Below are 24,026 nucleotides of genomic sequence, written 5' to 3'. Positions count from 1 at the left end.
CAATCCACTAAGCGAGGCAACCACAGTGACTCGACAGATCTTCGACAGCCATTTCCACATCATCGATTCCCGCTTTCCGCTCGTGCGAAACAACGGATACCTGCCGCCCGAGTTCACCGCGACCGATTATCTGCGCGCCGTTTCAGACCTGGGAGTTACGGGCGGCGCAGTGGTTTCGGGTTCATTCCAGGCCTTCGACCAGACCTATCTGACCGACGCACTTGCAACACTTGGCCCGATGTTCGTGGGCGTTGCCAATATTGCCGAGACGACAAGCGATGAGGAACTTCTTCGTCTTGCTGAAGCGGGAGTCCGCGGCGTTCGGTTCAATCTCTACCGGGGCGGCTCCGCAGAAATTGAAAGTGTTTCCTCACTTGGGCGACGAGCATGGGATGTGGCAGGGATGCACGCGGAGTTCTATCTCGACGCGAAGGACCTCGTCGAGTTGGAACCGGTCATTACAGCACTTCCGAAGGTGAGCATCGACCACTTAGGAATGACTTCAGTGCATCGCGATGTCCTGCTCCGACTCGTGTCCCGCGGCGTACGCGTGAAGGCCACAGGCTTCGGCCGGGTCCAACTGGACGTGACTTCAACTATTCGGGAGATCCACCAAGAGAACCCCGAGGCGTTGATGTTTGGAACCGATCTCCCCAGCACCAGGGCTCCAGTGCCCTTCCATCGGGACGACCTGGAACTCGTTGCGGACATTCTTGCTGACGACACGAGCCTCGCCCTTTACGACAACGCGGCACGCTTTTACGGTTTGACTGCGTAGCCCCCAACATTGCGGTTGGTTTGCCCGTCGTTGAGCTCAACAGCCGGCCTCCGCCCGGGCGCCAACAGCGTCCCCCTGTCCTTGGAGGAGTAACCCTAGTCCGACAGCGGCCAAGGTAGCTTTTCTGATGGGTGGCAGCTCAGTGCTTCCTTGGCCATCTTATGGATGCAACGCAGAGAACTGCTGACGACATCCATAAGGCTCCCCCCGGTCCGGCTGGAGCTGCCAGCAACCCTGCCCCGATCGGCAAGGCAACCTGTCCGAGGCGGTTTGCGAGGAGCCTCAGCGCCAGTGCGGCGCCGCGTGCGTCAGGAGGAACCGCCTGGGTAATGAGCGTCATCGTGATCGGTTGTCCGAGACCGAGGAAGAATCCAATGATGGCTAAGAGGATGGCCGCCAGGACAGGATTCCCGAACAGCCACGGCAGGGTCGCCAGGGTGGTACCTGCCCCAACGAGGCTGGCAGTGATGAGCCCGGTTCTGCTCCACCGGAACAGCATCATGGGCAGGAGCAGTCGGGACGTAATCGAGGCGGCTGCCCGGATGGCCAGAAGGACGCCGATTCCGATGGGGGCGATCCCGTTTTGCTCCCCAACGAGGGGGAGGAACGCAACGATGATGTCGGTTGTCGCCAGCAATGCCAGGCTGGCGAGCATATTGGTCTTCACGGTTGGGATACCCAGAAGGTGGGCCACAGACTTCGAGGCCGGGGCCTTCACTGGAGCTGCTTCTGTTTTTGGAGCGTTGGCACGTTGCTTCGTTGATGCCCCGAAAGCGACCGGGATGGCCAGGACCGCTATTGCCCCGGCGAGTATCAATGCGGCGTTGGCGTCCATGAGCCGGGTATCGGCTGGTGCGTTTCCTGCAGCTCCCATGGCCAGACCTGCAACCAGCGGACCGACGAGCTGGCCTAGGGAGAATGCCGCAGTGAACCAGCCGAAGGCTGCGTCCATCCTGCTGAGCGGAACAAATCGTGCGATGGCGGACTGCCCGGCAATCGTGAAGCACAGGTGCCCTACGCCCAGCACCGCGCTGGCCACACCAACGAGCAAAAGAGATGGGGCGGCCGAGAGCAGGAACGGACTGGCCGCGAGCAAGAGCGTCCCGGCCACGGTGATGCTCTTCATGGACGTGCGGCGGTCGGACATTCGACCCAGCCAGAGGGCGATCACCACCGGAAGGAGGGCGAAGGAGGCAGAGGTCAAGCCGACTGCAACCGAGTCTCCGCCCAGGGCCAACACCTTGTAAGAGATGAGCGGCCTTGCCAGATTGAGAGCGATCTGGCAAAGCACCGCGGTTCCAATCAGCATCCATAACCAACGGATCGACTGGCTTTCGTTCACCCCTCCCCCTTTGGTGCGGCCAAGTCAGCCGATGCCAACAGAAGCGATGCCGACACGAAGTGCCTCACTGCCGGCACTGGGCTTCTCGAAGGCAGCCCATCACCGGAAGTCCGCTGTCGTGTCTTTGGCTACCTGCAGGAGCGTCGCTTGGAAGGCCATTTCCGCGGCAGCACGTACCCTGTCGTGGCGGTGAGCGAGGAGCACCCTTCGCGACGGTGCACTCGAACCCAGTGAAACGATGCTGACACCGGGATGCTTATTCACCACTGCGGTTCGCGGAGCAAGCGCGATGCCCAGGCCAACACTGACCATGGCCTGGGCCTCCTGGTAGTCGTTGGCTTGGAAAGCGATCCGTGGAGTGAACCCTGCCGCGCTTGCGCTTCGTTGCAGTACTTCAACCACAGGATGCGCATCACCACGAACGATCCATTCTTCTGCGGCCAAATCTGCCATGTCCACCTGCTTACGGCGCGCCAGCCGGTGATCCTTTCCGACTATGAGTGCGGTTGCGTCTTCGAAGACAGTCGTGAGCGCAAAGTCGCCAGGGTCAATACGGTTCCATTCGTAGTCCCAGAGAAGAGACATTCCAACTTGGCCGTTTTCCAGCATTTCAACTAAGTCCTCGAAGCGGCTGCTTCGGACGTGCAGTTCGATGGCCGGGTATTCCTTCTTGAACCTGCTGATCACGAGCGGGAGAAAGGATCCGCCCAGGGTGGGGAAGGTCCCCATAGTGAGGCTGCCCCGGTGGAGTCCGGCGATTTCTGCCAGATCCGCCTCTGCGGCGGCCATCTGGCGCAGGATACGGCGGGTGTGCGCAGCCAGAACGTGCCCGGCATCGGTGGGGACCATGCCACGGGTCTGCCGTTGAAGAAGCGGCTGCCCGATTTCAGTTTCCAGACGCCGTAGCTGCTGCGAGACTCCCGACGGTGAGTACACATGCTTTTCTGCAGCAGCGGTGATCGATCCAAGCTCGACCACATCCAACAGCAATTCCAGCCTTCGAATGTTCAACACAGCCGCGCCTCCTTTGAAGTGTTACTTAAGCCCCCTAAACAATCTTAGGCTCATGCTTCATCGAAAGCGGAATTCCGGGCGTCAGTCAGGTCCAGATGTCATAGATCGTGATGAAGAGTCGCTACTAACCCTATTTCTAACGCCCTTGACTGAAGTAAAAGTGCATAGAGCTGCATTATTTGGCGTTTGTAATTCATTTGAGGTTCGGATCACACTTAGATCAGCCGGCAAGGCTTGCAAGGCCCAAAGAAGGGCCCAGGAAGGTGTGAAAGCAATCATGTTTAAGATCCCAGCAGCGTGGATGCGGGGCGGCACTAGCAAGTGTTGGGTGTTCGAGTGGGACAACCTCCAAGTCCCGGGCAAGAGCGTGGACGAAGTTCTTCTGCGTCTCTTCGGCAGCCCCGACAACCGTCAGATCGACGGCGTGGGCGGCGGAACGTCCACGACGAGCAAAGCAGTCATCCTGTCCCGCTCCCTTAGCGACGCGGCCGATGTCGACTACACGTTCGCACAGGTGGCCATCGACGAGCAGAAGGTGGACTGGGGCAGCAACTGCGGGAACTGCTCCGCCGTCGTCGCCCCGTATGCCATCCAACGGGGATGGGTGACTCCCGGCCAGGAGACCACAACGGTCCGAACCCTGAATACCAACACAGACCAGCTCATTCTGCAGAAGGTTCCAACGCCGGACGGCGAACTTCAGGACCCGGGCACCCAGATGATTCCCGGCGTTCCGTTCCCCGGAATGGCAGTCGGCCTGGGATTCCTTGACCCCGCCGGGAGAACCACCGGAAAACTGTTCCCTACCGGCGAACCGCTGGACAAGGTGACCTTCGACGGACGGGAAGTGCCAGCCACTCTCATCGATGCCGGCGCTCCTCTGATCATTCTGGACGCTGAGTCCATCGGCCTTACCGGCAAAGAGACGGCCGCGGACATCGACAGCCAGGCTGCACTCCTTGTGCATCTGGACGACGTCCGCAGAGATGCCGCCGTGCGCATGGGTCTTGCAGCCACGCGCGCTGAGGCCGCTCGAGCGATACCGAAGCTGGCCCTGGTCGGCAAAGCGTCCCAGGACGATGAAGCCGACCTCAACGTCAGAATGCTGTCCATGGGAAGGCTCCACCCTGCCCTGGCCATCACGGGAAGCGTGGCGCTCACCATGGCCGCCCAGCACGAAGGCACCGTGGTCCGGGACCTCCTCACAACTGATCCGTCCTCAGGGCTGGTCATGCGCACCCCGGCCGGCATCGTCCAGACATGGGCGGAATATCGCGACGGCCTGCCCGTCGTCGGAACCATTCGAAGCGCCCGCCGCATCGCGGACGCCGAACTGCTGCTTCCAGAGTCCTGGTAAGCGGAACACAAACAAACAGCCTGTCCTCCTATCGACGCCGGAGTGGTGTTGCATTGAGGTAGGCCCTACCTAAGGATTCCTCAATGACGAGCAACAAGTCATCCTTGGAGCCGCCCGGACTCTCCCCGGAAGGCACCGACGGGCAGACCGAGCCAAGCGAACAGCCCGATCCGCCCAAGCACTCCCGGCGCACGATCCTCACAGCCGTCGGAGCCTTCGCACTGCTGGGAACGGCAACCACGATCCTGGGTGGGAGCCTGCTTAACCCACCCTCCAGCACCGAAGACGGCGATTTCAGCGGCGAAACCCTCGAATTCCTGATTCCTCTGGCTTCAGGCGGTGGAACCGATACCTGGGCCCGGTTCATCGGCACCGAACTTACTAACTACGTCCCCGGCCGCCCCGGTTTTGCACCCGTAAACGAGGCTGGCGGCGAAGGTATCTTGGGCACCAACAGGTTCGCGCGCTCAGCCAAGACCGACGGCACCGAGATCCTGGTCGGCACGGCATCCACCGTCGTGCCCTGGGTCCTGGGACGCTCGGCCGTGAAGTACTCCTTCGAAGACCTCAAACCTGTAGTTGTGAACGGCACCGGTGGAGTCATTTATGCCCGGGCCGAAGCCGGGGTTGCAGGTATTCAGGACCTGATCAACAGAGACCAGCCGCTTGAGTTCGGCGGGATCAGCGCCACAGGCCTGGACATCACTACCCTGGTAGCCTTCGACCTGCTCGAAGCAGACGTGACGAGCACTTTCGGTTTCGAAGGCCGAGGCCCGGTCAACCTGGCCCTGCAGCGCGGGGAAATCGACCTGGACTACCAGACGACCTCAGCCTACGGCTCAGCCGTAGCCGGCATCGTGAAGGAAGGCAAAGCCGTCGTCCTCATGTCCTTCGGCCAGCTGAACGAGGCCGGGGACGTCATCCGTGACCCGAACTTTCCCGACGTGCCCACGGTCGCAGAAGCCTACGAAACGCTCCACGGAAAGAAACCGTCAGGGGAAAAGTACGAGGCCTACAAGACCCTGCTCGGTCTCACCTACACCTATCAAAAAGGACTCTGGGTTCCGCAGGAGACCCCGGAGAACGCCTACACATTGCTGCGCCAGTCCAGCGAAAAACTCGGCATGGACGCAGGATTCCAAGAGAAGGCCGCCAAAGTGCTCGGCGGCTACCCCCTTGTTGCGGACCCCGGAGTGGCCGATCGCGTCCGGGACGCCTACAAAGTCAGCGGCTCCGTCCGGTCCTATGTCACAGGGCTGCTCGCGAGCAAATACAACATCCACGTTGAGTAAGGACCATCATGCTTGACTCCGCAATGGCAGCGCTGGCATCCCTCGCTGACCCCTCCCTCCTCATCATGCTCCTGATCGGCACTGTCGCCGGTCTGATCATGGGCCTCATCCCCGGCCTGGGCGGCACAGGCGCCGTCGCGATCCTGCTGCCGATCACTTTCGGCATGGAACCGCCCCAGGCCCTGGCGCTCCTCATCGGTGCCCTCGCAGTCGTTCACACCTCCGACACCGTCTCTGCGGTACTGCTCGGCGCCCCAGGTTCAGCATCAGCCAGCGTCACCATGCTCGACGGCTACTCCATGGCCAAGAAGGGGCAGGCAGCCCGCGCGCTGACCCTGGCGTTCCTCTCCTCCATGGCCGGAGGCATCATCGGCGCGGTCGGTCTGACCCTGGCGATCCCACTGGCCCGGCCCTTGGTCCTTTCCTTCGCGAGTCCCGAACTGTTCATGCTGACCGTCCTCGGTGTTTCATTGGCCGCAGTCCTCTCACGGGGAAACATCATCAAGGGAGTTTCGGCAGGCCTCCTTGGCCTGATCCTCGGGATGGTCGGGACGGCACCGACTACGGCGGAGGAGCGCTTTACGTTCGGCAGCCTGTTCCTCGGCGACGGCCTTTCGCTCGTAGCTGTAGCCCTTGGCGTCTTCGGACTCGCCGAAATTGCGTCCCGCGCCAGCCAACGCCGAGGACAGAAGGAAAACATCACCCTCGGCGGAGGCTGGGGACAAGGCATCCGGGAATGGCTCACCCACTGGAGCCAGGTCATCCGTGGAGCACTCATCGGAATCTGGGCAGGCGTCCTGCCCGGCGTCGGCGCCACCGCTGGAACCTGGATGGCCTACGGCCAGGCCGTCGCCACCGCCAAAGACAAGCGCCAGTTCGGCAAGGGAGACCCCCGCGGCATTGTCGGCCCCGAAAGCGCCAACAACTCCGTGGAAGCCGGCGACCTGATCCCCACTCTCCTCTTCGGCATCCCCGGCGGCGTGCCCTCAGCGATGCTCCTGGGAATGCTCCTCACATACGGCATCCAGCCAGGCCCGTCCATCATCACCGAACACCTCGACCTGATGTACCTGATCGTCTGGTCCTTCGCGATCGCCTCGATCCTTGGCGCACTGCTCTGCTTCCTCAGCGTCAAACAGCTCGCAAAACTGACCAAGGTCCCCTTCGCCGTCCTGGCAGCAGGCCTCGTAGCCATCATGCTCCTGGGCTCATTCCAGGAAGGCGGCCAGCTCGGCGACCTCTGGATCATGATCATCCTCGGCGCCTTCGGCTGGCTGCTGAAATCAACCGGATTCCCCCGGGCACCGTTCCTCATCGGCTTCGTCCTGGCCATCCCACTGGAACGCTACTACTTCCTCACCGACAGCCTCTACGAAGGATTCGACTGGATGGCACGCCCCGGCGTCATGGTCTTCCTGGCAATCCTGATCCTCCCGATGGTATGGGCATTCATCAAGTTCATCCGCGCCCGCCGACACACCAACCTTGACGATGGTCACCGGGATGAACAGCCCGAGGACGACGAAGCTCCGCTGAAGAATTCAACCTGGTCCCTCACCGCATCAGGCATCTTCTTCGTCGCCTTCGCGGCCGCCTTCATCTCGTCCGCTTCGTTCTCACCGGAAGCCAGGCTGGTGCCCCAGTTGGTGAGCACCTCAGGCCTGATCTTCTCCGGCATCCTGCTCTTCATTGAGATCCGTAGAAGGCTTCGCGCCAGAACCCCGAATGCAGATCAAACCATCTCTGACGAGGCAGAGGGGATTCTTGGCACACAGCCCGCGAAAGCAGGTTGGACCGTTGACGCAAAGTTCGCCTTGAAGACCTTCCTATGGATGACAGGATTCCTCGCCCTCACGGCCGCCTTCGGATACCTGATTGCAGTCACAATCTTCATCCCGGCCTTCCTCCTGATAGTCGCAAGAGCACGGCTCAAGGTCGCTATCATCTACACCGGCGTCCTGTACATCGTGCTCCTGGCACTGCCCTCGCTGCTGCCGATCGACCTGCCGCAGGGCTGGCTCAACACCCTCGTCTAGCACCGGACACCCCGTAAATAGAACGCCATTGGAGAATCAAAGAAAATGACGATACTCGTAGCCTACGCATCCGCCCCCGAAGGCAGGGAGGCACTGACCGAGGGGATCAAGGAAGCCCACCGGCGGAAGTCAGACCTGCTCATCGTCAATATCGGCCGCGGCCACCACGACCTGGACGCACAGGAACTGCAGGAGCTGGAGAGCCAACTGACCAAGGCCGGCCTGGCCTTGACCCTCGAATCCTCTATCCTGGCCGATCCGGGGGACGCGGTCATCCAGATCGCACAGGACCGCAACGTCGAAGTGATTGTCATTGGGCTGAGGCACCGGTCGATGGTGGGCAAGCTCATCCTGGGAAGCACCGTCCAGCGCATCCTGCTGGATGCGACGTGTCCGGTACTCGCAGTCCGGGCCGACAAACTCTGACCCGGCGCTACTGACTGCCGGACACATTGTCCGGCGCGTGTGCTGCCGTTCCCGCACTCCATCGCAACAGGTAAGCCCGACGGACGGGCGCGAGGACAGCCGCAGCACGCAAACGGAGGCAGGGTGACCAAACGGTCACCCTGCCTCCTCCCATAACTACCAGAAGAACTATTCGCCCGAACCGCCCCAGATTAAGGACAACCGAAATGAACAGCCGCTCTCGCAAAATCACGCACCACACCGGGTCCCCGAGGCCCGAACCCATTCCCAACTGGTCCACACTTTCCCGGGCCGACCAAGTAGAGATCCACAATCACGGACAAGTCATTACCTCAGGCTGCATCGATATGCTCGCCATGGACGGCAGCGTCCTCTGGCTTCAGCAGGACGACGGAAAGGGCCGGGCACTGTTCCTGCACAGCGACGGACTGCGCGTGTACCGGCGACCAGTCAAGCAAAGCTGAGCCGACAACAGGTGAGATAACACCCCAACCTGGCATTGGGAAGTGTACTTCGCTCCACCACTAAGAAGGACGCTGCGGCCCCCGCAGCCGGGGACAATTCTCATAGGTTGTCCACCGCTACTGCTGCCAAGGGGGGAGCTACCCCAGCGGCTCCTACTTCCAGCCGTGGATAACCTGAATTGCCCCCAGCCATGGACGGATCAGAGTTCCCACCAGTTCCGGCCGCGTGATCAGCAAGCACTCTCTCGCCCGGTCGAGCCGGGTTGACGGAATATCCATTCTTGGTGTTTAGAGAGTGGCCGCAGAAAGGGTCCATTCGCGGCGTCGCCTTGCGTGGACTGCAAAAGCGGCGGAATCAATTTTTGCTGCCCCCCCACAACTGGGGCAATTCTCATAGGTCGCAACAAGACTTGTCCTGCCTCCATCGGCTTGGATCCGGGTAATGCGCCCAGACGCGTTCACGGTCTTCAAACCGTCCGGGGTGCCGTGTACGGTTCTCTTTGGTCTACTGGGTTTGATGGCGGTCGCCTAGGACAGACGACCGCCATCGCGTTCAGATCAGCGCACGGTGACCGAGTCCACCTCGTGGTGGCCTTCATCGAGATGAACGTTAAGGCCACGCACGTCCCCGAGCATCGACTGGCAGTCAGCGCTAAGGGTCGTCAGGTCAATGGCGACGGCAGAGGTCCCGGTGCGGGGCCCGTCAATCCATTCGGTGTCGGTCTCGCACCAGGTCCAATTGGGTCCCAGTTGCAGAGCCGCCTTCGTACCCGTGCCGACGGTAACCGGAACGTCCAACAGTAGCTGCGTGCGCCCGGCGAGGTCGAGACCGCCGGACCAGGTTACCCAATTGCCGCCTGAGCCTGCGTCGACGACCAGCCGACCGTCGGCAGCCGAAACGGTTCCGCCATTGGTTTCCCACGACGCAACATTCCAACCCTCAGCGCCGTTGTCGAAGTCGGCGACCACGACGGCATCGTCGACAGTGCTGTTCGGCTCCCCCGCCCGCAGGTCGTCCAGGTAGAAGGTCCCACTGGTGGTGGTCCCCTCCGGAGCCTGATTGATGAAGATGTTGAACTGGGAAAGGTCCTTCAAGTCCTGGGCAGTGATCCGGCGGCCTGCGTTGGCGGTGTCCCAAGGGGCAGGTTTGAAGTCCGCAAACGGGATAGTCAGCTTTTGCGCTTCAGTGCCGGCAAGGGAAGGATACGCCTCATAGGCGACTCCGCCGCAGACCAGCTGAAGCACGAGCTTTTGCTGCGACCCGTCCGGCTGCAACCACAACGAGAGCGCATTGAACTGCGACCAATCCCCCTCAACACGCCGGGTGATTCCGGTGTAGTTCTGCAGGCTGAAGTCGTAATCGAATTTCAGCGCTCTTGTGCCGCTGCCCACCGGGTCGCTGGAAAGCGAGATGCTGTTGGCGCCGACCGCGCTGTACGTTGCCCGCAGCTCGCTGTCTTCGGTGTACCCTTCGAAGTCATCCACGACACCGGGAGCCGAGGCGGGTTTCTCCCCTAGAACGAGCTGCTGGACAGCAGTCAGTTCCTTTTTACCCGGCAGTCCGGCAGTGACCGTCAGCGTGGTCCGCTTGTTGATCAGCTCGGCTTCGGAGACGGCCAGAGTACCAACGTGGTATCCGGAAGCAGCATCGAAAGTCAACTGGTGCAGGCTTGGATCACCAGGAATGGAAAATGCGACGCTGGTGGCCTTTGCATCTGTGACACGGACTCGGACAGTGGTTTCCTGTTCAGTGATTCTGGCACCATCTACGGGGGAAACAACATGCATCGCAGGTGCATGTTCCACAGTCTTGACTTTGCGTTGCCAAACATCGGTCCGGGAAAGCGCTGAAGCGAAAACAGAGAAGTCATCTGCCGCAAAAGCGCGGAAATCCGGGAGCATTTCGTGTTCAGCAAGGTCACCCGTGGCCGGGTAGGGCACGAAGAACTGGCCCGTCCCATAGTTCGTCCAGGTCAGCATCCATGCCATACGTCGGGCACCAGGATCAGCTTTCAGCGCGTTCAGGAGCTTTGTGTACCAGTTCACCTCCGAGTTCTGGCCGTTGGCTTTCAGTGCCCCGCTAATTCCGACTTCAGTGAGTGCCGCTATTTTGCCGCGTTCATCAGCCAGCTTCGCAAGCATGCCCAAGTCCGCTACCAAGCCGTCCAACCACTGCTGGGAACCACCGGAGCTGTCGTAGTTGTCGTAACCGAGGACGTCCACGTAAGCGTCACCCGGGTAGGTTTGCAGGAACACATCGCTTTTTCCACTGAAGCCCCCGCCTGGGGAGTAGGAGTACAGGAAGTTGTGCACGTCCTTGACGTCCCGTAGGTACTCCACGGTGTAACGGAAGAGCTCGATGTACTGGGAGGAGGAAGCGTGTGCGGCGCCCCACCAGAACCACGATCCTGCGTTCTCATGGAACGGGCGGAAGACGATAGGAATGGCAGTCCCATTGTCATCGACAGCGGCATGTGCAATGCGGGCCACCCTGTCCAGGTAATCCGTGAAGGCTTGGTTCTTATCCCCGCCAGGCATTATTCGTGGGACTACCCCACCGTCTGTATCGTCAAATGGCCCGCCGGTAACAAAGTTGTCCATGTGTGCGGAAAAGGTTTGAATGCCGCCGATCCGGTCGGCTGCCTTGACCAGCTTGACTGTGTGCGCGAAGTTCTCCTCGGGCGTCGGACTGCCTGGTGCCGAGCCATATCCGTGGTGGCCAAAGTCCCAACCGAATACAGCTGGGTAGTCGCCGGTAGCCGCCTGCACGTCCGACAGCACACCGTCTGCGCTTTCTGCAGGAAAGGTGACGCCAAATTCAGTGTCCTGCTGGTGCCCAAAAAGGATGCCGTTGCCCTGCTGGGAGCGCAGGTATCCGAAAAGTGACGCTGTGCGCGAGTTTGCCTCCGGGTCCACGAGGGACAGTCGTTCCGGTGCGCCTGTGCGTTCGGACCCTGATGGAGGCGCGGCAAAAGCGGTGCCAGTGGTAGAAGCTGCTAATGCGGCTATAAGTAGTGTCGCGCCGCCTCGTCTAAGACGGCTTAAAAGTTGACCTGAGCTTATCAACGCGAATCCCATCTCTTCCGTGACGCCTCAGTGCATCACTGACGCACAACAGTATGTGATTAAGTTAACTTCGTAAAGTAAATCCTGAGACCGGTGTTGAATTCGTTGGGCCCTCCCATGAGAAAAAGGCATGGCGTTGGTTGTAGTCATGCTCTGCAAGATTCGTAGCGGAGCGCCCGATCCGGGCGGGCGAGAGGTGTTGGGGATGGAAGCATCCGGTGAGCGAAGGTGGAAGCGACCCCCAACCGTCGTCCATATTTCAGATTGAGGCACTCCACGAGCATGGACCGAGATCAGACGATTAACTGAATTGGGGCGGCCAATGTAGTGCCCGTGCAAGCTGGCCTTCAATAGTTTGGTCCGGCACCGACACCTTCATGGGCATAAGGACGATGCTTCCCGTAGCAGGGGTGGGCAACGGACCATGTCCTCACTCTGTACCCATCACTGCAGCAGGGAGGCATGAGCGGGGCATAAACAACCCCGTTTCTCCCGGCTCCAATTCCACCCAAGTGCCGGTAACCCCGAGGTTGCTACTGCTTCCCCATTTTATTTCTACTCATCAGGTGCACGTGATGCATCTCTTTCATCTCAGTGCTGAGCGCGTCCCCGTGGGTACTGTTGACTGGGGATCCGCGATGAGGTCCAAGGAGTGGAGTGATCACGGGTATTCGCAGAAAGCAGCTAGCGATTTCCGGGAACGATTATGACCGTCACCGGGGAGGGCTTCGAGCTCCTGCACCTAGAGGAGCACAGAACCGCTCCGACGGACCAAGCGAACTAAGTTAGGCGCTTGAATGGTCGCATAGAGATGAAGAACGATGGTTTCCTGATCAGAGCCGTCGTATCTCGTCCAGCAAATGCTTCATATCGTCGACGGCGGCCGTCGTCGCTCACAGGAATTTTGGACTAGTCGGGTTGAGACAAGCTGTGCTGGAGCATGAGGGCAGCAGCACCAACAGCCGCAGCATCGGTGACCTGTGTTGAGAGCCGCACGGTTACTCCGTGCTTGGGCCGGGCAAACGCTTCACCGCGCAGGCGCTGGTCTAAGAGGGGCAGGTACAGGGACCCGGCAGTGGTGAAGGACGGGCCGGCGAGAGTCACGGAATCAAGGTCGAGGATGTTGACCAGTGCCACGACAGCGTCTGCGACGTGATCTGCCGACTCTTCGATGAGTGCCATGGACAATGGATCACCGTGCACAGCGGCTGTGGCAATGGCGGCGAAATCGCTGAAAGGATCGAAGTCTCCTGAAAGCTTCGCAGTGGTGGTCCGCCCCGCTGAGACAGCGGCTCTGGCCCGTTCAGCCACCGCCCGGGGTCCGGCAGCTTCTTCAAGGGTTGTCCCTGCCCGCCTGTCGCCCTGGAACCGTACGCTGCCAAGCAGACCGGTGTTGGAACTGGAGCCCCGATAAATCGAGCCGCCAATCAGCAGGCCCGCGCTGATGCTTGCCCCCATGTACAGCGTGCAGTGCGCGGTTGCATCTGGAATGGCACCGCTCCAGAAGTCCCCCATTGCAGCCGCTGTGGCGACATTGTCCAGCAGCGTCGGCAGGCCCGATGCCGCTGCCAGCGCATCCCGGACGGGAAACTGCTCCCAGAGGGGCATGCTCTGTGAGGTCAGTATGGAGCCGCTCTCAACATCAAGCGCGCCCGGGGCAACCAGCCCGATTCCAGCAACAATTTCCTGTTCCACGCCGGTCAGCCCCAGCAGGACGCCTACCTGTTCGGCAACGTCCTTCACGACGTCGTCCGGGATTCTCGAGCGGGCGCCCCTGATCCGTGTCCTGGCCAGCACTGAACCGGCGGCATCGGTCAAAACCAGGACGATCCAGTCCGCGCCGATCTGCACGCCCACGCTGCACCGCGCGCGTGGGTTAAGCCCCAGCAGCACACGGGGCTTACCTTTGGCCCCGGTATACGTTCGTTCACCGGTCTCAACCAGGAGCCCCTCGTTCAGCAACGACCGGACAAGGTTGGAGATGGCAGCCTGGGTTAATCCTGTGCGTTCCGCGAGTTCGACACGGCTGACGGGCCCTTCAGCCCTGACGCGGTCGAGGACCAGGCCCCTGCTGGTTTGCGTTACGGATGGGTTCAGCACGACGGTCATGGACGCTCTGCGGCTGGGCTCATGTGCTAAGTATTGCCGGTCAAAGCCATACTTAGCACATGGACACCCTCCCTACAGGATCAAGCCTGCATCCAAGGTTCGCTATTGGTGTACAAAGCAAAAACGGACCACACGGCACGGATCCCTATTTTGAAGAGCTCCTGACCGGTATGGAAGAAGCCCTTGACCAGCACGGCGCTACCGTAATACTGAGACAGTTCAGTTCCTATCAGGACGAGCTGGACTCTTATCCCCGATGGGCTGACAGTGGGGACGTTGACGCGGTCGTGGTGGTTGATTCCCAGGAAAATGATTCCAGGGCCGGGCTCTGCCACGAGCTTGGGCTGCCGGTTGTGGTCCTGGGCGGCCCCCCGACCCCCGGAGTGTCCCTGGTTGACGTTGACAATTCAGGAGCCATGGAGATGGCTGTGGATTTCCTGGCCGGGTTGGGACACCAAATAGTGGGCAGGGTTTCCGGCCCAACGCACCTGCATCACACGAGGGCCCGCAGCCTGGCCTTCGATCGTGCTCTTGCCCGCCGGGCCATCAATGGCTTTTCTGTCGAAGGGGATTATTCGGCCGCATCAGGGGCGGCACAAACCCGCCACCTGTTGACTGCGGCCGAGCGTCCTACCGCCATCGTTTATGACAACAGCATCATGGCGGTAGCTGGTATGACTGCCGCGCAGACCCTGGGGATGACCGTTCCGGCGGACGTCTCACTGCTGGCATGGGACGACGGACCGCACTGCCGCCTGTCCGACCCGCCGTTTTCGGTGGTTAGCCTGGATGTTTACGAACTGGGGAGAATCGTGGCGGAAGTGCTGATGCAGACCTATTCCGGGGCGCTCCAAACGGTGGTCCACGTGCCTACTGCCCACATCATCCAGCGTGGCAGCACCGCGGCCTGGCCCAGTACCGGGGCCTGAGTTGGGTCCGGTACCGGGCGGGGCCCCTAGGCCTTCTGTACGTGAAGGATAATCGCTTGGGCCGGCCACAGGACCGGAATCTGCAGCCCTTCCCCGGCCAGGATGCTGCCGGGAAGTGTTACTTCCCCGGCAGTAAACCAGGGCGGCGTGATCCAGCCGTGCTGCGGGGTGCCGAGCTCCTTCCGGACGCTGACGCGGTAGCGGCTGTCGTGATCCAGTCCGTGGAGCCGGACTTTTTCAGGCAGGGCGTCCTCAAGGGTCGCTATCGAGGCGATCGTCCACACACCCTCGCTCTGGTCCGGCAGAACCGACCCTGTAACGCGCAGCGCCGGGTCAAAGACGTCAGCGTGTACCGCTGTCCCGGTGTGCAGAACGTGGCGCAGTTCCTTGTACAGACGCCCGAATGCGCGGACCGTCTCCAACTCCTCGGGAGTGCATTCCAGGATGTTCCATTCAAACCCGGCAGAACCCATGAGGCTCGTCGCGGCCCGGTACGAAAAATCGACTGTGCGCCCTGAGCTGTGGGACGTTGCAGGACCAACATGGCCCCCCACCATCTCCGGGGGCAGCAGCAACTGGGTCCAGCGCTGAATATCCTGGCGTTCAACGGCATCATTGGAGTCCGAGGCCCAGACCCTGTCTGCGAACTCCAGAATTCCCAGATCGGTGCGCGCCCCTCCGCTGGAGCACGATTCGATTTCCAGGCCGGGATGGGCTTCTTTGAGCTCGCGTATCAACCGGTAGGTCGCAAGCGTGTGCTCATGGGTCCCGGGGCGGCCAGCGTGCACCGGCTCAATCAGGTCCCGGTTGTGGTCCCATTTGATGAAGTCGATACCGAGTTCCTTGACGAGGTCGCTCATCTGCCGGCGCACATGGTTGTAGGCGTCCGGGTTGGCCAGGTCCAGGACAAACTGCGTCCGCCAAGACAGATCGTCCGGGGTGGCGGTGACATGGTCAGGATTGTGCAGCAGCCAGTCCGGGTGCGAGCGTGCGAGATCGGAGTCCAGGTTCACCATCTCCGGTTCAAACCACAACCCGAACTGCATCCCGAGTTCGTGAACCCGGCCCGCAAGGGGACCCAGGCCTTCGGGCCAGACAGCAGGGTCCACGATCCAGTCCCCGAGACCTTTCGTGTCATCCCGTCGGGCCATGAACCAGCCGTCGTCCAGGACGAACCGTTCGACTCCAACCTCAGCGGCACGCTCGGCCAGTTCCAGGACGGTCTGAGGATTGTGGTCAAAATAGACAGCTTCCCAGGTGTTCAGAACCAGGGGACGCGGTCCGCGGGGGTGCTGGTCCCGGGAACGGAGCGCGGTGTGGAACCGGGACGACAAGCCATCCAGGCCGGCATCCGACCAGGCGAACCACGTCATGGGAGTGCAGTAACTTTCCCCTGGCGCCAAGCGGATTTCTCCCGGGCGGACCAGCTCGCCGGCCCCGATCAGGGTGAGAGCATCGGTCATCCGGTCCGTCCGGTAGGTTGCATCCGCGCTCCACCCGAGATGCACTGCCCACACCTCCCCCGTGCGGTTCCGCGGTCGGTCAATGCTTGCAATCTCGAGGTGGGGAGCATCGTGCCCGCCCCGCCCCCGTCGGGTCTGCCGGTTCATGGCACCCCGGGGCATAGGTGTCGTGAAGGGCGCCTTTTCCCTGGTCCAGCGGCCCGAAAACATGGTCAGGTAGTCAGCTGTCTTGGGCACGGGCAGCGTTGCCTCCAGCCAATTGATCTCAACAATGCCTTCACCCTTGTTCGTCAGCTCATGACTGACAATGACCGCACCGCCTGCTGCAATGGAGAATGTGCTCAGAAGTTCAAGCCCGCGGGCTGCGTCGAGGGAGTGGACCACGGCAGAGTGGGGTATGCTGTCGGCGCTGCTGACCGCCCACCGGGGAAAAACGGACTGCCCCTCCGTTGTAAGCATCAGGCCAGGGCGGCCCGCCCAACCATCGCCTTCCTGGGGCAGGATGCTCAGCTGCCATGCCGCGTCCAGGGTCCCCGGGGCGGTCTGCCGGCCCGCAGCGGCAACAATGTTCCCCAGGTCGTCGTCACTAAGGTCTCCAAAGTCAGCTCCCCAGTGCAGCACGGACGGCAGTCCATGGGGCAGGAAGCGCAGTACAAGGCTGACACCGTCGCGGCGCAGCACTGTGAATCGGGGCAAGGACTGGGTCATGTGATCTCCGTAGATGGAAGGTGTGTTGTTTTCTGGGCGGTGTCTGGAGTTGTGTGCTGGAAGGGGTATGCTTTCGCTGCCGCTCCGGCAGGTGTCCGCAGTACTTGTAAAGCGCCCCCGATGGCTGCGGCCAAAAATCCGTGGGAGGACAAAACGACATTGATGGGGCGAAGCTCACGGCTGAAGGCTGCTTCGTTCAGGACTTTCGAAATGCCCTCACGCAAGAGCGGGCCCGCAACTGTGAAGGCCGGTCCTGCAAGGACCACGGTCTGCAGGTCAAAGAGGTTGACCAGGGTCACCGCGGCCTGCCCGAGCCCGTAGGCAGCATCGGCGAGCAGGGATTCGGCATAGGGATCGCCACTGATGGCTGCCTGCGACAACTTTTCAAAGTCTGCAAGGGTGTCGCCCGGCTTGCCGGTGAGACTGAGATGGGTACCGAGACGGGTGTCTGACAGGGCGCGGGCGACGACGGCGGCAGTTCCGTACGTTGACTCGACGCACCCTCTGTTGCCGCACTCACACCGCGCACCGGAAGCATCAACGGAGATGTGGCCCAGCTCCACTGTGTTGGAGCCGCCCCCCCGGTAAACCTCCCGGTCCACGATGACGCCGCCGCCCAAACCGCTGGCCATGTAAATCACCCCGAACGTATCGGGTTCCACGTCCCCAAGCCATTGTTCACCGAGCGCTGCGGCGGTCGCATCGTTCTCGAGCAGGACCGGCAGTCCCGTCAGGTGCGACAATGCGGGGGCCAGGGGATGTCCGTACCATTCAGGAGTGGGACGGGGCGCCATCAGCTTTCCGCTTAGCCGGTCCTGAGGGCCATACGTGACGAGGCTCACCCCAAGGACCTTGCCAAGCCGGATCTGCTCCAAGTCCAGAAGCTCCAGAATGTGGCGGGACAGCAGCGCCAGCATCTCCTCGGGACTGGTGTTGCCCGAGCCCTGAAAAGTCCTCTGGGCGACCAGTTGGCCGCCGAAATCGGTCAGGACCACCGAACTCGTACATCTGTCCATTTGAACGCCCACGGCATAATGGGCCTGCGCCCGAAGCTGCAGAAGCCGGCGGGGCTGCCCGCCCCGGGAGCGTGCATGTCCCACTTCGAGCACCAAATTTTCGTCCAGGAGGTCACGCACGACGTTGGAGATGGTCCCGGGTGTCAGGCCGGTGGCGCCCACCAGTTCGACCCGGCTGACGGTGCCGCGCGTGCGCATGATGTCCAGCAGCCGCGACCGCGTCGACGACCACAGAACAGGCCGGCTCGCCGGTGCAGATCGCATCATTCCTCATTTCCCTGGTTCATCCGTCCGCCGGGTGGCCCTTCGCCGCCTGTGCGCTCTCTTTCAATAATAACTTGACCAACTTAATTTAATCACCTAACTTCTTCTTAGGCCGTGATCTTCGGCCCACAATCCAGCCGGTCACTGTGGTCCGGCACAATGAAAGGGACCAGAGATGCTCCTCCCCACTCGACCCCGCAGGTCCGTCCGGCACCGGGGTGCCCTGGCTCTCGCCGCAGGCGCAACCGCCTTGGGTCTCCTCCTCAGCGGATGCACCAGCGGCGGCGGCAGCGACGCAGCCGGCGATGCAACGCTGATCGCCTACACCGGGCAGGCCGGTGACTACCAGCTGAACTTCAACCCGTTCTCCCCCTCGCAGATCGCAGGACCCGGCACTATCTACGAACCCCTGTTCTTCCTGAATAAGGCAGCCGCCGATTCCAAACCCGAACCCCTGCTCGGAACCGAGTACGCCTGGAACGAGGCTGGCACCGAACTGTCCGTGACACTGCGGGATGGGGTGAAGTGGAGTGACGGCGAGACCTTTACCGCCGGTGACGTGGCCTTCACCTTTAACCTGCTCAAAGAACACCCGGCACTGAACAGCCTCGGCTTCAAAGGCACGGTGACCGCCACCGATGACACTCACGTCACGTTCACCTGGGACGCCCCGGCCTTCGTGTCCGGGCCGGACATCCTCACCCAGGCAGTCATCGTCCCCGAGCACCTCTGGTCCAAAATTGACCCGGAGACCGACGTGATTGAAAAGCCTGTCGGAACCGGTGCTTACCAGCTCGGTGACTTCAAACCCCAGGCTTTCACGCTGACGTCCAACCCTTCCTACTGGGGCGGCGAACCGGCCGTCAAGAACGTTCGCTACATCGCCCTGTCGGGAAACACGGCCGGCGCCGATGCCATTGCTTCAGGGTCAATCGACTGGCAGACCGGCCCGGTCCCGGATATCCAGAACGTGTCCAAGAACTTCCCGAACTACGAAAAGCAGACCGTTGCCCAGAGCCAGCAGGTGCTCGCTTCCTGCTCAAGTGCGGCCCTGGGCTGCACGGGACCGCAGACTGATCCGGCCGTTCGGAAGGCCCTCTACCACGCGATCGACCGCACCCAGCTGAACAAACTTGCTTACGAAGACACCGCAGCGCCGATCTCCCCATCGTTCGCACTGACCGATACCCAGTCCGAATGGATCTCAGAGTCCGTGAAGCCTGTTGAGGCGCCTGCGACTGCAGATCCCGCCGCGGCGCAGAAAACGCTGGAAGCAGCGGGCTGGACCAAGGGAGCCGATGGAATTTTTGCCAAGGACGGTAAGAAGCTGACCCTGACAATCGAGGTTGTCACCGGGTGGACCGACTACATCACCGCGATCCAGACCATTGCAGAGCAGGCCAAGGCCTCCGGCATTGATGTCCAGGCATCGCAGTCCTCCTGGAACGAATGGACCGACAAGCGGACCAAGGGCAACTTCCAGTTGGCGATCGACTCCCTCTGGCAGGGGCCGGCCTCGGACCCTTACTACGTCTACAACTACTTCTTCTCCTCGGCCAACACCGCACCTGTGGGCGAAAGCGCCGGCAACAACTACGCCCGCTACTCGAATCCCGCAGTGGATGCTGCCATTGACGCCGTCAAGAACACAGGGTTCGCGGATAAGGAAGCACGCCAGAAGCAGTTTGACGTCATCCAGGGCGCCATCGTCGAGGACATGCCTTACATCCCGGTCCTGACAGGCGGCACGACCAGCATCTGGAACAAGGCAAAGTTCACCGGCTGGCCCACTGAGGAGAACATGTACGCCTTCCCGGCCGTCTGGTCACGCCTCGATGCGGCCCAGATCTTCAAGGCCCTCGAACCAGCCAACGGCTAACAATTCTTTGGCCCGGGCAGTCCGCTGCCCGGCCCAAAGGTCACCGTAACCAAAACCAGGCGTGACAGGTGCAAAAGTGAACTACGTAATACGAAAGCTGGGTTTCTACGCCGCTGCCCTCTGGGCGGCGCTGACCCTGAACTTCATCATCCCCCGGATGCTGCCGGGTAATCCCGTCGACATCCTTCTGGCAAAGCTGCAGCAGCGCGGCGGCAGCGTCACGCCTGAGACCCGTCAGGCGTACGCGATCCTCCTGGGCGGGGATGACACCCAGCCCATCCTGGCCCAGTACTGGTCCTATTTGGCGAACATTGCCCGCGGGGACCTCGGAGTATCCATCAGCTACTTCCCGGCAAAAGTCACCGACGTGATCGGCGCTTCGATGCCGTGGACGGTCATCCTTGTTGGCGTTTCCACCGTCCTGGCAGCTGCCATTGGCATCATCCTCGGTGCCCTGGTCGGGTGGCGCCCGGGAACATGGCTCGACTCCCTGATTCCCGCTACGACCCTGCTGGCAGCTGTTCCGTACTTCTGGCTTGCCCTGGTGCTGGTCTACATCCTCTCCCGCGGTCTCGGTCTGTTCCCTGGCCAGGGAGGTTACGACGTAATTCTCGATCCAGGCTGGAACCTTCCCTTCATCCTCTCCGCCATCGAACACGCAACCCTTCCCGCCCTGACAATTGTCATCGCGTCTTTGGGCGGCTGGCTGTTGGGTATGCGGAACATGATGGTGTCCACGCTGTCCGAAGACTACGTCCTCACAGCACGTGCGAAGGGCCTGCCAGTCCGGTGGATCATGGTTAACTACGCAGCGCGCAACGCTGTTCTTCCTTCCGTGGCCGGTTTCGCTATTTCCCTCGGCTTCGTCGTTTCAGGTTCAGTCGTCACTGAGCAGGTTTTCTCCTACCCGGGCATCGGGTCCAGGCTCTTGTCCGCTGTGACCAACAACGACTACGCCCTGATGCAGGGCGTCTTCCTCTACATCACCATCGCGGTGCTGGCGGCAAACCTTCTGGTGGACCTCCTGTACAGCCTGGTTGATCCACGGACCCGGGCCAAGGGCTAACGAAGGATTTCTCATGACCAACATCCAACCCCTGTCTGAAACGGCCCCGGCCAGTCCGACTGAGGAACTGGCAACTCTCGCCAAAGCAAGCGGGCAACGGCCCACAGCCGCCTGGCGCCTGCTGCTGCCGACACCGACGCCGTGGCTCATCACCGGCCTCGCCCTCATCGGCGGCATCGCAGCCTTCGGTATCTTCGGTCCGTTTCTTGTCGGCAATCCGGACGCCATCAGCAACACAGGGCTCAGCGGGCCCAGCGCGGAACACTGGCTGGGGACCACCCAGACCGGCCAGGACGTCCTGGCCCAGCTCGCCTACGCCACCCGCGGCTCTCTGCAAATCGGGTTGCTCGTGGGCGTACTGGCCACCATCCTCTCAGCGTTCTTCGGGATCTACGGTGCGTACCTCGGCGGATTCGCTGACGAGGTCTTCTCGCTGTTATCCAATGTCTTCCTGGTCATCCCCGGCCTGCCGCTCGTTATCGTGATCTCCGGTTTCGTGCCGCGTGAGAGCCGCGGCCTATGGACCATTGCGCTGGTCCTTGCGCTGACCAGCTGGGCCGCCTCGGCCCGTGTCCTTCGGGCACAGACCCTGTCGGTGCGCAACCGTGACTACGTGGCAGCATCCCGGGTTTCCGGTGAGCGGCCCTGGCGGGTCATCGCCGTCGAAATCCTGCCCAACCTCCTACCGGTGCTAGCGTCCCAGTTTGTGTTCGCCGTCATCTCAGCGATCCTCGGCGAAGCAGGGTTGTCGTTCCTAGGCTTGGGGGCATCAGGTTCCTCCACATTGGGCACCATGCTGTTCTACGCGCAGAACGGATTCGCGCTTCCCCTGGGTGCCTGGTGGTGGTTCCTTCCCCCCGGCCTGATGATCGCGCTCTTCGGCATGGGGCTCTCGCTCATCAACTTCTCCATCGACGAGATCATCAACCCCAAACTCAAAAACGCCCGCCTGGTGCGCCGACGTGCCCGGCGGGCCGCCCGGACGGACAAGAAAGCAGCAGTGTCATGAGCGTTGAACTGACCCAAGGCCTTCAACAGGCCCAGGTACGTCCCGGACCTGTCCTCACCGTTGAAAACCTAAGCGTTGTCTACGAAACAGACAGCCCGGTCCACGCCGTCAAGAACGCCAGCTTCCAGCTGGGGCGCGGTGAAATCCTCGGCCTGGCAGGCGAGTCCGGATGCGGCAAGACCACCCTTGCCTACGCGATAAACCGGCTCCACCAGGCCCCGGCCCGCATCGCATCCGGGCAAGTGACCTTCCACGACCAAGACGGGGAAGACATCGAGCTCCTCACGCTGGAGGATGAAGCGCTGCGCCGTTTCAGGTGGACCAAGCTATCAATGGTGTTCCAGGGCGCCATGAACGCCCTGAACCCAGTGCGTACCATTGGCAGCCAGCTCGACGACGCTTTGCGCGCCCACGATCGGTCCCTCGGCAAGCAGGCCCGCCGAACCAGATGCGCAGACGTCCTCCAACGTGTCGGGGTAGACCCCGAACGGTTGCGGTCCTACCCCCACGAGCTGTCCGGGGGGATGCGTCAGCGGGTCATGATTGCCATGGCCATGCTGCTGGAGCCCCAAGTCATGATCATGGACGAACCAACCACAGCCCTTGACGTCGTCGTGCAGCGCGACATCCTCCGCGAAATCGTGCGGCTTAAGGAAGAACTGAACTTCGCGGTCATCTTCATCACGCATGACCTACCCCTGCTGCTGGAGATCAGCGACCGTATCGCCGTGATGCTGCGCGGGGAAATTATTGAACTGGACAACGCGGAGACCCTGTACCGCTCCGCCGTCCACCCTTACACACGCAAGCTGCTTGCATCTTTCCCCAGCCTCAGTGGCGACCGGGGCGCCTTCATCCGTTCAGGCGAATACGACAGCTTCGAGGAGCAGCCATGACCAGCGTCTCAGTATCAAACCTGACGAAGGAGTACGCGCTCAGGGGCGGCCTGCGGCGACGGTCCCTCCTGGCAGTGGACCGGGTCAGTTTCGACCTTGTACCGGGAAAAACAGTAGCCCTGGTAGGAGAATCCGGATCAGGCAAGTCCACGATCGCCAAGCTTCTGACCCGGATGGAGAAGCCAACCGCCGGAAAAATCTCGGTCGAGTTGGACGACAAAACCCCGGTGCTCGGCTCGGTGTACCGGCGGCATGTCCAGATGGTGTTCCAGGACCCTTTCGCATCCTTGAACCCCTTTCACTCCGTCGAACACCACATCGCCCGGCCGCTGCGGATCCATCAACGGACTCGCACTGCCCAGGAAACGCATGACCGGGTGCTCGAGATGCTGGAGCGGGTTAACCTCACCCCCGCTGATGTCATTGCAGCCAAACGTCCCCACGAACTCTCCGGGGGGCAGCGGCAGCGGGTCGCCATCGCACGCGCCCTCGCCCCCGGCGCCCAGGTGCTCATCGCCGACGAACCAGTCTCAATGCTCGATGTCTCGATCCGGCTCGGCGTACTGAATCTTCTGGGGCGCCTGCAGCGCGAAGACAACCTGGCCGTCCTCTACATCACTCACGACTTGGCGACCGCCCGGCACTTCTCCGACGAAATCCTGGTCCTGTACCGGGGAAGGGTCGTGGAGCGGGGCCCGGCCGACGATGTCATCCTCAACCCCCAACATGCCTACACAAAACTTCTGGCCCAGGCTGCCCCCGATCCCGAACGCGTCGGAAAAGTCGCAGCCACTGAGCTTCCGCCCGACAGGGACGCCATCGACAACTCCGTGTGCTTTAACCACTTCAGCCAACGCTGGGTGCACATCGACGAAGTCCACGCAGACCTGCCGACCTCCGAACACCGCTAGG

The 24,026-nt window shown here is 61.6% G+C and carries 18 protein-coding genes; 12 read left to right on the top strand and 6 right to left on the bottom strand.

Features of this window, described 5'->3' with window-relative positions:
* Nucleotides 1-25 precede the first annotated feature (25 nt).
* Nucleotides 26-778: an amidohydrolase family protein gene (locus V9L18_RS01190; protein ID WP_337345345.1), complete on the top strand. Its 753-nt coding sequence runs from the start codon at nt 26-28 to the stop codon at nt 776-778.
* A gap of 139 nt (nt 779-917) precedes the next feature.
* On the opposite strand, the gene V9L18_RS01185 is transcribed toward V9L18_RS01190, so the two are convergent.
* The gene (locus V9L18_RS01185) at nt 918-2,120 is read right to left on the bottom strand and encodes an MFS transporter (protein ID WP_337345344.1); all 1,203 of its coding nucleotides are present in this window, start codon (nt 2,118-2,120) and stop codon (nt 918-920) included.
* Between the two features lie 99 nt (nt 2,121-2,219).
* The gene (locus tag V9L18_RS01180; protein ID WP_337345343.1) at nt 2,220-3,134 is read right to left on the bottom strand and encodes a LysR family transcriptional regulator; all 915 of its coding nucleotides are present in this window, start codon (nt 3,132-3,134) and stop codon (nt 2,220-2,222) included.
* A 277-nt stretch (nt 3,135-3,411) separates the two neighbouring features.
* Between V9L18_RS01180 and V9L18_RS01175 the strand changes: the two genes are divergently transcribed.
* From V9L18_RS01175 to V9L18_RS01155, 5 genes are all read left to right on the top strand, one after another.
* Nucleotides 3,412-4,491 (top strand): PrpF domain-containing protein, encoded by a 1,080-nt coding sequence (locus V9L18_RS01175; protein ID WP_337345342.1) that lies wholly within the window; start codon nt 3,412-3,414, stop codon nt 4,489-4,491.
* An 83-nt stretch (nt 4,492-4,574) separates the two neighbouring features.
* Complete coding sequence (locus V9L18_RS01170; protein WP_337345341.1) at nt 4,575-5,783, top strand: Bug family tripartite tricarboxylate transporter substrate binding protein; 1,209 nt, start codon at nt 4,575-4,577, stop codon at nt 5,781-5,783.
* An 8-nt stretch (nt 5,784-5,791) separates the two neighbouring features.
* Nucleotides 5,792-7,819: a tripartite tricarboxylate transporter permease gene (locus V9L18_RS01165; protein ID WP_337345340.1), complete on the top strand. Its 2,028-nt coding sequence runs from the start codon at nt 5,792-5,794 to the stop codon at nt 7,817-7,819.
* Between the two features lie 45 nt (nt 7,820-7,864).
* Nucleotides 7,865-8,245 (top strand): universal stress protein, encoded by a 381-nt coding sequence (locus V9L18_RS01160; RefSeq protein ID WP_337345339.1) that lies wholly within the window; start codon nt 7,865-7,867, stop codon nt 8,243-8,245.
* Nucleotides 8,246-8,451: 206 nt separating this feature from the next.
* Entirely contained in the window at nt 8,452-8,709 is a 258-nt protein-coding gene (locus tag V9L18_RS01155) for a hypothetical protein (protein WP_337345338.1), read from the top strand.
* Between the two features lie 558 nt (nt 8,710-9,267).
* On the opposite strand, the gene V9L18_RS01150 is transcribed toward V9L18_RS01155, so the two are convergent.
* Together V9L18_RS01150 and V9L18_RS01145 are read right to left on the bottom strand one after the other, a co-directional pair.
* Entirely contained in the window at nt 9,268-11,625 is a 2,358-nt protein-coding gene (locus tag V9L18_RS01150) for a glycosyl hydrolase (protein ID WP_337345337.1), read from the bottom strand.
* A gap of 1,059 nt (nt 11,626-12,684) precedes the next feature.
* A complete protein-coding gene (locus tag V9L18_RS01145; protein ID WP_337345336.1) occupies nt 12,685-13,884 on the bottom strand; it encodes an ROK family transcriptional regulator in 1,200 nt (399 codons plus the stop codon).
* Between the two features lie 59 nt (nt 13,885-13,943).
* Here V9L18_RS01145 and V9L18_RS01140 point away from each other — a divergent pair, with 59 nt between their 5' ends.
* Complete coding sequence (locus V9L18_RS01140; RefSeq protein WP_337345335.1) at nt 13,944-14,813, top strand: LacI family DNA-binding transcriptional regulator; 870 nt, start codon at nt 13,944-13,946, stop codon at nt 14,811-14,813.
* A gap of 26 nt (nt 14,814-14,839) precedes the next feature.
* Here V9L18_RS01140 and V9L18_RS01135 read toward each other — a convergent pair whose 3' ends face one another.
* Both V9L18_RS01135 and V9L18_RS01130 read right to left on the bottom strand, forming a co-directional pair.
* The gene (locus tag V9L18_RS01135) at nt 14,840-16,984 is read right to left on the bottom strand and encodes an alpha-galactosidase (RefSeq protein WP_337345334.1); all 2,145 of its coding nucleotides are present in this window, start codon (nt 16,982-16,984) and stop codon (nt 14,840-14,842) included.
* Complete coding sequence (locus V9L18_RS01130) at nt 16,981-18,267, bottom strand: ROK family transcriptional regulator (protein WP_337345333.1); 1,287 nt, start codon at nt 18,265-18,267, stop codon at nt 16,981-16,983. The genes V9L18_RS01135 and V9L18_RS01130 overlap by 4 nt, the downstream gene beginning before the upstream one ends.
* 172 nt (nt 18,268-18,439) lie before the next feature.
* On the opposite strand from V9L18_RS01130, the gene V9L18_RS01125 reads away from it, so the two are divergent.
* From V9L18_RS01125 to V9L18_RS01105, 5 genes are all read left to right on the top strand, one after another.
* Complete coding sequence (locus V9L18_RS01125; protein WP_337345332.1) at nt 18,440-20,143, top strand: ABC transporter substrate-binding protein; 1,704 nt, start codon at nt 18,440-18,442, stop codon at nt 20,141-20,143.
* Between the two features lie 76 nt (nt 20,144-20,219).
* Entirely contained in the window at nt 20,220-21,209 is a 990-nt protein-coding gene (locus V9L18_RS01120; RefSeq protein ID WP_337345331.1) for an ABC transporter permease, read from the top strand.
* Nucleotides 21,210-21,222: 13 nt separating this feature from the next.
* Nucleotides 21,223-22,218, top strand: coding sequence for an ABC transporter permease (locus V9L18_RS01115; protein ID WP_337345330.1), 996 nt, complete (start codon nt 21,223-21,225; stop codon nt 22,216-22,218).
* Nucleotides 22,215-23,114 carry an ABC transporter ATP-binding protein gene (locus V9L18_RS01110; protein WP_337345329.1) on the top strand — a complete coding sequence of 300 codons (900 nt, stop codon included), beginning with the start codon at nt 22,215-22,217 and terminating at the stop codon, nt 23,112-23,114. Before V9L18_RS01115 ends, V9L18_RS01110 begins: the two co-directional genes overlap by 4 nt.
* Nucleotides 23,111-24,025, top strand: coding sequence for an ABC transporter ATP-binding protein (locus V9L18_RS01105; protein ID WP_337345328.1), 915 nt, complete (start codon nt 23,111-23,113; stop codon nt 24,023-24,025). The genes V9L18_RS01110 and V9L18_RS01105 overlap by 4 nt, the downstream gene beginning before the upstream one ends.
* Nucleotide 24,026: the final 1 nt, after the last annotated feature.

This window comes from Pseudarthrobacter sp. CCNWLW217 (genome assembly GCF_037203985.1).
Lineage (GTDB): Bacteria > Actinomycetota > Actinomycetes > Actinomycetales > Micrococcaceae > Arthrobacter.
The sequence above is the reverse complement of the archived record's forward strand: the minus strand, read 5'-3'. Positions and strand labels throughout refer to the sequence as shown.

Excerpts from the sequence above, each read along its gene's own strand:
- V9L18_RS01175 (WP_337345342.1), top strand. The coding sequence starts at position 3,412 with ATGTTTAAGATCCCAGCAGCGTGGATGCGGGGCGGCACTAGCAAGTGT.
- V9L18_RS01170 (WP_337345341.1), top strand. The coding sequence starts at position 4,575 with ATGACGAGCAACAAGTCATCCTTGGAGCCGCCCGGACTCTCCCCGGAA.
- V9L18_RS01165 (WP_337345340.1), top strand. The coding sequence starts at position 5,792 with ATGCTTGACTCCGCAATGGCAGCGCTGGCATCCCTCGCTGACCCCTCC.
- V9L18_RS01160 (WP_337345339.1), top strand. The coding sequence starts at position 7,865 with ATGACGATACTCGTAGCCTACGCATCCGCCCCCGAAGGCAGGGAGGCA.
- V9L18_RS01155 (WP_337345338.1), top strand. The coding sequence starts at position 8,452 with ATGAACAGCCGCTCTCGCAAAATCACGCACCACACCGGGTCCCCGAGG.
- V9L18_RS01145 (WP_337345336.1), bottom strand. The coding sequence starts at position 13,884 with ATGACCGTCGTGCTGAACCCATCCGTAACGCAAACCAGCAGGGGCCTG.
- V9L18_RS01140 (WP_337345335.1), top strand. The coding sequence starts at position 13,944 with ATGGACACCCTCCCTACAGGATCAAGCCTGCATCCAAGGTTCGCTATT.
- V9L18_RS01135 (WP_337345334.1), bottom strand. The coding sequence starts at position 16,984 with ATGACCCAGTCCTTGCCCCGATTCACAGTGCTGCGCCGCGACGGTGTC.
- V9L18_RS01130 (WP_337345333.1), bottom strand. The coding sequence starts at position 18,267 with ATGATGCGATCTGCACCGGCGAGCCGGCCTGTTCTGTGGTCGTCGACG.
- V9L18_RS01125 (WP_337345332.1), top strand. The coding sequence starts at position 18,440 with ATGCTCCTCCCCACTCGACCCCGCAGGTCCGTCCGGCACCGGGGTGCC.
- V9L18_RS01115 (WP_337345330.1), top strand. The coding sequence starts at position 21,223 with ATGACCAACATCCAACCCCTGTCTGAAACGGCCCCGGCCAGTCCGACT.
- V9L18_RS01110 (WP_337345329.1), top strand. The coding sequence starts at position 22,215 with ATGAGCGTTGAACTGACCCAAGGCCTTCAACAGGCCCAGGTACGTCCC.
- V9L18_RS01105 (WP_337345328.1), top strand. The coding sequence starts at position 23,111 with ATGACCAGCGTCTCAGTATCAAACCTGACGAAGGAGTACGCGCTCAGG.